We start from the raw sequence: 12,691 nt of genomic DNA, 5'->3' as shown, positions 1-12,691 counted from the left end.
TTCGTCAAATTAAGTTTGTTGATCTGGACGTCTATTAATCAATTAGAAGAACTTTTTTTATTCAATTTAAGCTTAGTCAAAGGATTGAAGTAAGGACAAGAAAATAAACGAAAAATTTGTAATAAATCACAAAGAAAGGAATAAAAAAAGGCTTACAAAATGTAAGCCTTTTAAATTTATAAAGTGGTAATTATGCTAAGTTAGCTGCTACAAATTCCCAGTTAACTAATGCCCAGAAACCTTCTAAGTAGTTAGGACGAACGTTTCTGTAATCTATGTAATATGCGTGTTCCCACAAATCAACAGTTAGTAGAGGTGTTACACCTTCTTCTGTTAATGGTGTTGCTGCATTCGAAGTATTTACAATTGCTAAAGAACCGTCAGCATTTTTTACTAACCAAGTCCAGCTCGAACCAAAGTTGTTAACTGCACTGTCGTTAAATTTAGCTTTAAATTCAGCAAATGAACCGAAAGCTGCATTGATTGCGTCAGCAACTGCACCTGTTGGCTCACCGCCGCCATTTGGGCTTAAGCTATTCCAGTAAAAAGTGTGGTTCCAGATTTGAGCTGCATTATTGAAAACACCGCCAGAAGAAGTTTTTACTACTTCTTCTAATGTTTTGTTTGCAAAGTCAGTACCTTCAACTAAACCATTTAATTTAGTTACATAAGTTTGGTGATGCTTACCATAGTGGTATTCGATAGTTTCCGCTGAGATATGTGGCTCTAAAGCGTTCTTCTCGTAAGGCAATGCTGGTAATTCAAATGCCATGATGTTCTCTCCGTTGGCTAGTTTATTGTGACTGCAATCAAAAATAAAAGCAGTTTAATTTCAATTAAGATTTTAACTAAAAAAAATAAAGATAAAACCCTTAAGTATTACGGTTTTATTCCACTCGATTAAAATAAGGGCTATTTCCTTATTTCACAAGTTTATAGCGGAAAAATATTGTGAATATTACATTCAGGGTGAAACAAAGCTTGGGCACAGCAGGCTAATACTTTAGAATATGCTTAATTAAAGCTTATTGAGGAATAAACAATGGAAACAATAGACAAAATTAAACAGCAAATTAGTGAAAACGCTATTATTTTATATATGAAGGGTAGCCCTAAATTACCAAGTTGTGGTTTTTCTTCGCAAGCTTCACAAGCATTGATGAATTGTGGCGAACCATTCGCATATGTTGATATTTTGCAAAACCCAGATATTCGTTCTGAGTTACCTAAGTTTGCTAACTGGCCAACCTTCCCACAATTATGGGTTGAAGGCGAATTGATCGGTGGTTGTGACATTATTCTTGAAATGTTCCAAAAAGGTGAACTTCAAAGTTTAATTAAAGAAACGGCTGAAAAAAATAAACCTGAATCAGCTGAGTAATCAGCTTTATAAGCTAGGTTCTGATAAATTGTAAGTCCAATGGGCTTACAATTATTGAAAACAGAACTTGAGCTTATTTCTAAAATTCACTATTATTCACAATATTAATTCCCTTCCTGCTTAAGATAATAATTGTGAATATTTCAAAGATAGATTTAAACCTCTTAATTTACTTGGACGTTTTACTTAGAGAACAAAACGTAACGCGCGCGGCACAGCAGTTAGGTATCACTCAGCCGGCGATGAGTAATGGCTTAAAACGCCTGAGAGAATTGCTAAATGATCCGGTTCTAGTTAGAACTTCTGATGGTATGTCACCAACAGAGAAAGCCCGCAAATTACAGCCAACAGTTAGAAAAATTTTACTTGAGCTAGAAGAAGCATTACAGCCTACAGACCCTTTCCACCCTGAAAGTAGTGAAAGAGTGTTTAGAATTATGGCCAGTGACTATGCTGCTTCAACCTTATTACCTGCTTTATTATCTCGTCTTCAAGATTTAGCGCCAAATGTGCGTTTAGATATAATGACGCCAAGTGATGTTACTTTCCATGATGTAGAGGAAGGTAAGATAGATATGGCGATAAATCGTTTTGATGATTTACCCTTATCGTTTCATCAAAAAGTGATATGGTCAGATAAATTTGTTTGTTTAACGCATAAAGATAACCCTCATATTGCAGATTGGAGTGTAGATGCTTATTGTAAAAATCAGCATGTATGGGTGAGTAAAACTGGATTTGGTGTTGGTTTAGGTATTGAACCTTCAGACATTAAAAAGTTAGGCTGGGTAGATGAGAAACTGGAAGAGTTAGGTAAGCAACGTAATATTAAAGTGTTTACCCGTAATTATCACGTCGCTATGCAGTTAGCACTGAAAAAGCAAATGATGGTAACCGTTCCTAGCAGAGCAACCTTAAATTATATTAATGAACCTAATATACAAGTATTAGAATTACCAATTGAGCTGCCTGAAATTAAGCTAGATATGATCTGGAGCCCATTACTTCATCATGATGCAAGTCATATATGGTTAAGACGATTGATCTCTGAGATTGCAGATAGCGCCCCTGAATGCGCTTTACCAATTATTTAATCTAAGGCGTTCTTAATAGAACGCAGAGGATTATGCTCTGTGTTCTATTAACTTTAGTTTTTAGACTCTCTATATCCTTTACTAAGTCTTATGTTTTAAACTTATCAACTGATTGGTGTAGTTCAGTTAAACTACCATTGATGTTTTGGCTGATTTTAGTATTTCTTTCAGACATTTGGTATATTTGGGCTGATATATCCCTAATTGTCACTACATTCTGATTTACTTCTTCAGTGACCGCATTTTGCTCTTCAACCGCAGAAGCGATTGTTAAATTCATATTTGAAATAGAGCTTACTTCGCCTTCTATTTGTTGTAAAAGTTCTTCGGCTAAATTGGCAAGCTCTTTTGTTTGCTCACTGATTTCAATGCAACCGTTGATTTGATTCGCTATGGTTGATGACCTAGTTTGTAGACTTTGAATATTCGACTCTATTTGACTTGTCGATTCTTGAGTTCTCATAGCCAAACTTCTAACTTCATCCGCAACAACTGCAAAACCTCTACCTTGTTCACCCGCTCGAGCAGATTCTATAGCCGCGTTTAACGCGAGTAGGTTGGTTTGTTCGGCTATGCTTCTAATTACTTCTAAGATGCTACCAATTGTGATGCTGTCTTGCGCCAATAACTGGGTTTCTTGATTAACACTTTGTAAGTCAGTTGCTAGAGCATTAATACTGTTAACAGTTGATTCGACTTGCTTCTTGCCTTTTTCTGCTATATTTGCCGTATTCGCTGCGTTTTCAGCTGCAGCCTCTGTATTTCGGGCTATTTCTGCAACCGTCGATTGTAACTCAGTTGTTGATGTTGCAGCTAAATCAGCTTGTTGTTGTTGATCTTGCATAGATTGTTGAGTGGTTTCTGTCATCTCGGCTAATTCAGACATTGCAAGATCTAGCTCTGCGGTTGTTTGGTTTATATATTTTATCGCTGTTGCAAATTCAATTTGTAAATCATTAAACGAGCTACTTAAAAAGCTCACTTCATCTTTACCTTTGGTTTCAATTCTTAAGGCTAAGTTATTTTCAGCTCTTATTTTGTTAATCGTAAAGCAGAGTTTATTGATTGGATTTATTATGCTTTTTGAAATGATATAGCCGAAACCTATAGTAAATAAGGCTACAAAACTAACAATGCCAACTAGCATGTTAATCGTTGATTGGTATGTATCTTCAATGCTAGTTTTAGTCTCTGCTAATAGTTTCGAGAGGCTTTCATCTGTTTTATGAATTGCTTGGCGCATTTCACCTTGAATTCCTGCATTTTGGTCTAATCCTAATTTTTGTTGTGCTTGTACTAAGCTAGTGAAATCAGACTGGTAATTTCTCATTTTAGTTTTTAATTGTGCTTTCACTTCCTCATCGACATCTAACTTCTTTAATGTCGCACTAAATTTTTGAATTTGATCGTTAAATTTATCTAAGTATTTAAGATCTAGTCTAAGCATAAAATCTTTTTCTGCTCTTCTAAGCTGAAGCATATTAGATAAGAGTTCAAACTCATCTAATTGTTTTAAAATTGATTCAACTTGATGAACAGCGTTTCTTAAGTTGCCATATAAGCCAGATTTGGGATCTAATCCTATGTTAACTTTTGTTTCGTGAAGTAAATGAAATTTTTGTTGGTAGATGATTATTTGTTTTTCAAATTTAATTAATTCGGAAATATCTATATCGAATTCATTTAAATTTATATGTAATGATTGTATCTTTCTTTTAAGTAAATCAATTTCTTTATCAAACTTACCTATATACTTGATGTCGTTTCTTGCAAGGAAATCTTTTTCATGTTTTCTTAATTCTAATACATGAGTTTCTAAATATGCCGTGTTGAGCCTTAAGTTACTGAGCTGGTTTAACTTGCTGATATCTAACCAAACACTAAAGGCAATTAAAATAATGCTAACTAGAGTTAGGCTTATATTTAAATAGGTCCGTTGCTGGATCGTGAGTTGGGATAGAAAAGACATAATTTCCTTATTAAAGCAAATAGACACTTAATACTAATAATTAGTATGAGATGAAATGATGATAAATCAAGCTACCTAATGGAGATATTTAATGAATTGTGATTGTAATACCAATGGCTTAATGCCACTTGAACAAGCAAAAAAACTCATGCTAGATAATATTCAGCCAGTAACCGAGACAGAGGTACTCGGCTTAGAATCGGTTAACCACAGAATTTTAGCAGAAGATCTCCATTCAACTATTAATGTACCACCAGCAGATAATTCTGCTATGGATGGTTATGCTTTACATATTTCTGAGCTCAATGAAACGGAATTTGAATTAGTTGGTATTGCTTATGCGGGGGCTCCTTTTGATGGCGTTGTTAAGCCAGGGCAGTGTATTCGCATTATGACAGGGGCTGTATTACCTAAAGGTGCCAATTCAGTTGTAATGCAAGAAAATGTGACAGTGAATTCAGCAACTGTGAAAATTGAAGTACCTACTCAGCTTGGTGAAAATATACGAAAAGCAGGTAGCGATATACAGCGCGGTCAAATTATTTTGTCTAAGCATAAAAGGTTAACTCCAGTTGATATTGGCCTAATCGCATCTGTTGGGCTGTCGAAGGTTAGTGTTTTTCGTAAAATCAAAGTTGGTATTTTTTCAACTGGCGATGAATTAGTTAAACCAGGTAATGTTTTAGATTCGGGGCAAATATACGATAGTAATCGCTATATGTTGAAAGCAATGCTAGAAGAGATGAAATTAATTGTGGTTGATAAAGGTCAAATACCAGATAAAGCTGAATTAATTAAACAAACTTTTTTAGAGCTAAGCCAAGAATGCGATGCCATTATTTCAAGTGGCGGTGTTTCTGTAGGGGATGCTGATTATACCAAAGATGTTATTGATGAAGTTGGTCAAGTTAATTTTTGGAAAATTGCGATCAAACCAGGTAAGCCGTTTGCATATGGCAAGATAGGCAATGCTGAATTTTTTGGGTTACCTGGAAATCCAGTATCAGCCGTTGTAACGTTTGAAAAAATAGCAAAATTGGGCCTAGAGAAATTGATGGCCAAAAGTACCCAAGAAAAGTTAGAACTAGAGCTTCCATTAATTGGAAACCTCCGTAAAAAGCCTGGAAGAACCGACTTTCAACGGGGTAAATTAATATCTGAGAATGGTGTGCTCGTAGGGGTTGCTAGCTCAGGTAAACAAAACTCAGGCGTTTTGTCTAGTTTGGCTCAGGCCGATTGTTATATTGTTTTGGCTCAAGATGATGCAAACGCTAGTGAAGGTGAGGTGGTGAAGGTTCAGCTTAAGTAAGTTGAATCTAGGTCATATTTATCCAAAGTAGTGTATTTTTATATGATATTTAGGGGCTTTGATCACCAATGCTAGAACTGATTAACAATAAAACATAGTTAAACCTTTTGATTAACAAAATAGCCTATTTTTTAACTGTATTTTAATGTTAAGCTGTTTGTTAACCATGCATGATTAGAAATTATTTGTTAATAGAATTGTAACATTAATAGAATTTACTATATTAAGAAATATTAGCGTTTTAGAGTGTCTTAATAACACATAGATAAAGCATACTTTATTAGGGAATTAAGCAATGAAATTACCGTCGAATTTTAAAAAATTACTCATATCAGGTGCTATCACTAGCGTATTAATTGGCTGTGGTGGTGGCGGTGGTGGCACTGCAACTCCAGGTGGTGGTGATGGCGGTGGCGGTGGCGAAACCCCTTCAACTTTGACTATATCGGGTGTGGCTTCTAAAGGTATTATTAAAAAAGGTGTTGTGAAAATTTTTCGGGTTGAAGCAAATGGCTCAACCGGCGCTCAATTAGCAACAACGGTTAATCCAATCATCACCGCTGATGACGGGACCTATAGCGCGATATTAGACGAAGACTATGAAGGCGCGATAAAGATTACGATAACTCCAAATCCAGACGGTTCTACTAAAATGGTCTGTGATGTCGTTGCTGATGATGGCTGTGGTAATAACGTTAAATTTGGTGGTGAAGTCTCATTAACGAATGATTTCTCTCTTTCTGCCGTTTCTAAAGCTAAGAAAACGGAAGGAAGTAATGCAACCGCTATTACCACTAACGTGACGCCTCTAACGAATATCGCAACTAAATTATTTGAAAAGACAGCTTCAGAAGGCAGTGTTGATTTAGAAAACGCGGTAACTGCAGCAAATAAAACGGTTGCTAAAACATTCCAGTTGGGTGAGGGTGTCGATGTTTCTGAAATTCCAGTCATTGATATTACCGATGAAACTAAGTTAGGCAACGCTGATGTTGCAGCCTTTCAAGCTGCTGCAATCTCTGCTGCTATCGCTAGTAAGGCAGTTGAATCAGGCAACTTAGAAACGTTTTTAACCTCCTCGGCAGAAAATATTGCTCAGCAAAATGGTCAAATCAAAGCAGCAGCTGATACTAATGATAATACAATTATTACATTAGAAGACACCTTGTCAGGCATCAATAAAATTAACAGCAATTTGCAAACTAAGATTGTTGAAAAAATTCAACAAGCAGGTCAAGACTCAGGTAAAACCGTAGAAGATATTCAAGCTGAAGTAGATGCCGCTTCAAACGCGATTCAAAATAACTCTAATATTAGTGGCGCTATTGCTGGTATTAAGAATGATGTTGAACAAGAAATTGAAGATGCTCAAGATAACCCTGATGGTTTAGCCGGTGAAGAATTAACCCCAGATGATATCGTTGTTGAGCCTGTTGGTCCTTCTTTAGTTGGTAAATTAAATGCGGATAATGTTGCGCTGGATGAAGATAGCAGTAAAGTTTTTCCAGTCTCTGCTAATGATAGCTTATCAGTTACTAACTTTGAGAACCCTTCAATTAGTATTACTGGTGTGACGACACCAACGAATGGTAGCGCAGCTATAGTTTCTGGCGGAATCCAGTACACGCCTAACCCTGACTATAATGGCTCGGACAGTTTTAATTACACAGTTACAGTTGAAGCTGGTAGCTTAGTTGAAACGAGAACTGCAAAGGTAACGGTTACGGTAAATGCGGTTGATGATACCTTAGACAGAACAATCGACCTTGTTGAAGATAGCAATACAGAGAATACTTCGGGTACAAACACAGATATCCAAAGTGTCGCAATTACAACAGCCCCTACAAATGGAACTGCGACTATCACCTCTGATAATAAAATCTCATATACACCGAATGCAGACTATCACGGTACCGATAGCTTAGTTTATACAGTGACATTAAATAGTGGTGCGACTGAAACTGGCCAATATGACTATGTGATTTCAGCAGTCGATGATGCAATTGATGATAGTGTTTCGATTGATAAATTTACCAATGAGAGCATTAAATTACTCGATAATGATAAATTTACAGCGACTGACCTTAGCGTTAAGTTAGTTGCTGACGATGGTAGTTTGGTTGATCAATTAACAACAGATACAGGCAATACTGTTACTTTAAATTCCTCGGGCGAAATTAGTTATGCTGCGAGCGAAGTTGGCGATGACGTGTTTAGTTACCAAGTTTCATCCTCTACTGGTATTACAGAAACCGCACAAATTACGGTTGCTATTAATGCAAACTCAGCCGTTGATAAAACAAGTTTAGTTGTTGATGATATGAGAACTTGGGGGGCTTATTTATTCCCTGATGACTTCACTTCAGCAGGTACCTTAGTGACTAATACCGAAGCTATGCTTGAGGTAGTCGACCAAGCAGGACCAGTATTTAAATCTGAACTTTCTGATTTAACCATAGTGGGCGACACTATGGATGCGATTGATAACATAGTTGATGCTTTCGACAATGATTTAACCGATTTAACTGTTTTCACAGGCACCGATTTAGAAACATTTGGTATGGTTACTGGGCTTTCGGGTAGTATTGAAATTGTCGAGTTGGTTGATACTGAAGCTAAGTTAGTTGTTGACGTTACTCAAGGCGATGACAAGTTAACACTGGACGTTAACTTTACCATACCAGCTGACGAAGAAGATGATTCAACACTTGTTACTAAAGAAATCAAAGCAACTATCATGGGTATGCTAGATGCTGGCGATACTCAAATCGAAATTAAAGATGGTAGCCAAGTTGTCGTAACTACGGCTGGTTTAGGTAATGATGGTGAAGATCAAAATGAAGTTCTTGAGATTGATGCCAACTTACATGTCATGCTTCAACAAGATGCTAAAGATGACCTGACAGAAGATGTTACTTTTGAAGGTATGCTTGAGGTTAACTTAGTTAAAGGCCAAACCATAGATGTTAAAATCTATGATGAAGAACATCCGGTTACACCGGATATGGATCAAATTGATCTGTATTTACCGACTTCTGTGGTCTTCAATGGTATCTTTACCACAGCTACGGTTAATGAGTTTGACGCTAAGTTAGCTGTGACGATTTCAAATGCTAAGCAACATACAATCCCAACTATCATAGTTGATGATTTTGATGGCGTGCAAGAAATTGAATTTGATATCGAAACGGCAGAAAACTTCTTAAATGCAGCAGCGATATTAACTTTAGACGTGAATCCAAGCGTTGCTTCACAAGGTAAAGCGACATTGACAGTAACTAGAGATGGTTATGAAGATGTAATTGCTGAGCTTAAGTTGGAGAAAGGGGATAGAGGGCTCGTAATAGACCTAGATTCTAAAACTGAAGACGGCGCAATTTCTGATTTATCAGGTTTATTTGAACTGAAATATGAAGAAGATGGTTTTGCTGGTTCAAGTGATGATATTAAAATTGTTGCAGAGATTCGTGCAAGTCGTGATGAAGATGGTTTCACTAAAGGGCAGCTTTTAGCAACGTTTGAAGAAACTAACGATGGTATAGTGACTGTTCATTACACAGGTTCATCTTTCTTTGAAACTTTCTTCTAAATAATATAAATTTGTTAAAAGAAAAAAGGGGCTTTTGAGCCCCTTTTTAGTTTGTCACTTGGAAACTAAATGCATAATTATAAAAAAGTTAGTCTAGCCTTTATCTCTGCCACTTTACCCTTTATGAGCTTGTCAGATGAAGCGCCAGACGATGTAAAGAAAACTGATAAGCATAAAGTAGAGTTTTTACTCGATTCTTTTAGTTATAGTGAAGTGATGCCAGTAATTGAAACATTTGGTGGTGTCATTCCTGTTGCCCGAATCGGCAAAGAAACCAGCCGTTCTTCTCAGCCGTCTGCTGGACGACAAGCGATTACTCATAATCGAGCTTTCCAGCGCTATCAGTATCAAGAGTTTATTTTTCAATTAACGGCAAGGTATGATTACAACATACAGTTTACCCCTGATGCTGCACAGTTATTTTTTATCGACAGAAACGATCGTGAACTCGATAAAACAGAATATGATTTATTTTTTAGAGCTAAGCACATACGAGCCAATGGCCTAGGGATAGGCTACCAGTTTAATTATGATAAATTAGTGATTAAGACAATGCTAAATTACTGGGATGTTCAACATATGGAAGACGGTTATGTTGATGGCCAGTTTTTAGTTCAAGACGATGATAGTTTTGAGGTAACAGGGGAAATAAATTATAAGTATTTTAAAGATGCTTTACTCGATAGGCAAAATTGCCCTTCGACAGATCCGCCTGTTGCAGGTTGTCATGGCGCATGGGAAACTGATGGTTCAGGTTATAATTTAGACGTAGAGTTTAGCTATCAATTTAACCAAGATTGGTTAGTCTCTGGTATTGTTTATGATTTATACAATGAGTTTAATTTTGAGCGGGTTGGAGCTACATTGGGTAGTTTAGATACCCGAAATGAAGTGATTAACCCAGACGGTTCTTTTTCTGTTCGTCCTAGTTTTAGTGGCAGCTATCCTGATGGAAAGCATAAACAGAAAGTGGATAAACAAATCAAAGTTAGGTTAGATGGCAATTTGGGATTGCCCATTTGGTCTGAAGTTTACGCGACAAACGGCCGTCACTTTCCTTCTTTAGGTATTGGATACCGAGCTTTAAACACTCAATTTGAGTTAGGCTATATGTTTGAAGCAGCCGCGACTGTGGTGAATGTAAAACATCAAAATTTCACATTATCATTAGTAACCGATACACCTGATTTACCAGCGGCAAGAACCCTAGTTATTAATTTAGGCTTTAATTACACTTGGTAAGGCGTTCCTTTAATTAAGCTCACAGAGTTTTATCAGGCTGTGAGCTCAGTTTTAACAGCCTAAGTTCAAAGTTAACCTTTGGCCCGTTTATATAAATACAATCCGACAATAGAAAAGCTTAATAGCCCTGTGTAGTGAGCGAACTCAATTGGCTCAGGTAGGCTCACAACAAATCCGGCTATAAACGCAAGTAATACTCCCATCAGAGCTTCACCTGTAATAAATCCTGAAGCTAGCAGCAGGCCATTGTGTTCACAGCTGGTTTTAAACTCTGGCGACTTATGCTTTAACTTATGCTCAACCCAAAGTTTTATGAGCGCACCAAACAGCATTGTTATGGTTAACCCAAACGGCAAATAAATCCCAATCGCAACCGCCAATACATGAATTCTGTAATTGATTTTTAATTTAACAAAAACGAAATCAACGAGTATCAGTACAGCACCTAATAGCATACCTAGTTGAATTAATAGCCAGTTTGCCGACTGATTAAATATACTCTGAGTTAACTCTTTCATTAAGTTAGCTTGTGGTGCTGCTAAAAAAGTACCGTTGTTAGAGTTTTCTGCTGGTCTGCCAATCCCATAGCTTTGATCTAATAACATTAAAATAAGCGGAAGTACTAAAGCGGCAGTAACCACACCTAAAATTTGAAATGCTTGTTGTTTCCAAGGGGTAGCGCCTAGTAAGTGTCCGCATTTTAAATCTTGTAAATTATCCCCTGCAATTGCCGCAGCTGAACAAGTCACAGCCGCTAAGAACATAACAATTAAAGGTCCTAATTGTTTTGCCCACTCAGATTCGCCAATTAGATAAAATATAATCAAGGATGATATTAACACTGTCGCTATCGTCACCCCTGAGATTGGATTATTTGAACTGCCTACAATACCTGCCATGTACCCAGCAACCGAAGCAAAAATAAAAGCGAAAAATATTAATAGAAAACACCATAAACCAGTATAAAAAGCAGGGTAGAGGCTTTGACTAAATAAAGGATAAATAGAATAAATTAACGGAATCAAAATCATTGGAACTAGGATTAATAGATACTTAAAAGGCAAGTCTTGCTCTGTTCTATTAATGTCGCTACTCATTTGGTGAAAATCTTTAAATGAGCTGAAATTGGTTTTGATACTGACATAAATGGGTTTTGCAATGAGCAGTAGCGACCAAATTCCACCCACTAACATAGCGCCAATGCCTATTCGTCTGTTATCGTGCCAGATCGTGTCTGCTAGAGATTGCCAATTTTCCGCGGTTAACTGGTTAACTGATAATTCAGCTAAATTCAGCGAGAGTATGTGTTGTTCTTGATTGAGCAACCAGTTAGTCGGAATGCCAATTAAGGTGCCAATTAAGCCACCGATAAAGACTAAGCTAACAATTTTAATGTTTAGTATGTAACCTATGCCGAGTAAAGCAGGGCTAAATTGCATATGAAAACTGGTTAAAAGATTAAGACTCGGTACCAGTATCAATTTAGAAATGGAGGTGGAAATCATACCAAAGCCACTTTCTAACAGCTTAAAAATGGCGCTAATGCCAGCAGCCTGAAATAAGTGCCGAACCCCTAAACTGCTATGTTTATCTAAATTATGTCCAACCGTTAATAATTGCGCAGTGGCAACGCCTTCAGGGTAAGTTAATTTTTTATCTACAATTAGGGCGTGGCGCAGCGGAATAGTGAAAATAACCCCTAAAATCCCACCAGAAATAGCGATTAAGACGATAGGTAAGTATTGGTAACTAGGCCATGCTTGCATGATAACTAATGCTGGCACGGTAAAAATCACACCCGCAGCCAATGCCTCTCCAGCTGAAGCTGATGTTTGTATCATATTATTTTGCAGCACATTACTATTTTTATACCAACGCAGAATCGCCATGCTAATTGCAGCCGCTGGAATGGATGCTGAAACAGTCATACCTACGAGTAAACCAATATATGCATTTGCAGCTGTCAAAATTACTGTAATGATCAGCGCTAAGCCAATAATTCGGATATTAAACTCGGCTAACTTAGTTGTACTTTTAATCAGAGGCTCTGTTGTCATTGCTTACCTATTGCCCTCACTGGGTTAAATATTGTTCTTATTAGTTGTGT

The 12,691-nt window shown here is 37.0% G+C and carries 8 protein-coding genes; 5 read left to right on the top strand and 3 right to left on the bottom strand.

Going from position 1 to position 12,691, the window contains the following annotated elements; genetic code table 11:
- Positions 1-190 precede the first annotated feature (190 nt).
- Positions 191-772, bottom strand: a complete 582-nt coding sequence (sodB, locus tag XM47_RS08210) for a superoxide dismutase [Fe] (protein ID WP_048691507.1) — start codon at positions 770-772, stop codon at positions 191-193.
- Between the two features lie 270 nt (positions 773-1,042).
- Here sodB and XM47_RS08205 point away from each other — a divergent pair, with 270 nt between their 5' ends.
- Both XM47_RS08205 and XM47_RS08200 read left to right on the top strand, forming a co-directional pair.
- Positions 1,043-1,381, top strand: coding sequence for a Grx4 family monothiol glutaredoxin (locus XM47_RS08205; RefSeq protein WP_048691505.1), 339 nt, complete (start codon positions 1,043-1,045; stop codon positions 1,379-1,381).
- Positions 1,382-1,515: 134 nt separating this feature from the next.
- Entirely contained in the window at positions 1,516-2,475 is a 960-nt protein-coding gene (locus tag XM47_RS08200; RefSeq protein ID WP_048691503.1) for a LysR family transcriptional regulator, read from the top strand.
- A gap of 88 nt (positions 2,476-2,563) precedes the next feature.
- Here the strand turns inward: XM47_RS08200 and XM47_RS08195 are convergent, their stop codons facing one another.
- Positions 2,564-4,444: a methyl-accepting chemotaxis protein gene (locus tag XM47_RS08195; protein WP_048691501.1), complete on the bottom strand. Its 1,881-nt coding sequence runs from the start codon at positions 4,442-4,444 to the stop codon at positions 2,564-2,566.
- 91 nt (positions 4,445-4,535) lie between these two features.
- On the opposite strand from XM47_RS08195, the gene moeA reads away from it, so the two are divergent.
- The 3 genes from moeA to XM47_RS08180 all read left to right on the top strand — a co-directional run bounded on the left by moeA (position 4,536) and on the right by XM47_RS08180 (position 10,584).
- Positions 4,536-5,753, top strand: coding sequence for a molybdopterin molybdotransferase MoeA (gene moeA, locus XM47_RS08190; RefSeq protein WP_048691500.1), 1,218 nt, complete (start codon positions 4,536-4,538; stop codon positions 5,751-5,753).
- Between the two features lie 295 nt (positions 5,754-6,048).
- Positions 6,049-9,342 (top strand): Ig-like domain-containing protein, encoded by a 3,294-nt coding sequence (locus tag XM47_RS08185; protein ID WP_048691497.1) that lies wholly within the window; start codon positions 6,049-6,051, stop codon positions 9,340-9,342.
- A 69-nt stretch (positions 9,343-9,411) separates the two neighbouring features.
- Positions 9,412-10,584, top strand: a complete 1,173-nt coding sequence (locus tag XM47_RS08180; protein WP_053084530.1) for a hypothetical protein — start codon at positions 9,412-9,414, stop codon at positions 10,582-10,584.
- Positions 10,585-10,655: 71 nt separating this feature from the next.
- Here XM47_RS08180 and XM47_RS08175 read toward each other — a convergent pair whose 3' ends face one another.
- A complete protein-coding gene (locus tag XM47_RS08175) occupies positions 10,656-12,641 on the bottom strand; it encodes an OPT family oligopeptide transporter (protein ID WP_048691496.1) in 1,986 nt (661 codons plus the stop codon).
- Positions 12,642-12,691: the final 50 nt, after the last annotated feature.

The organism is Catenovulum maritimum (assembly GCF_001050375.1).
GTDB lineage: Bacteria > Pseudomonadota > Gammaproteobacteria > Enterobacterales > Alteromonadaceae > Catenovulum > Catenovulum maritimum.
Note: the sequence above shows the minus strand (reverse complement) of the source record. Positions and strands in the feature narration are given on the sequence as shown.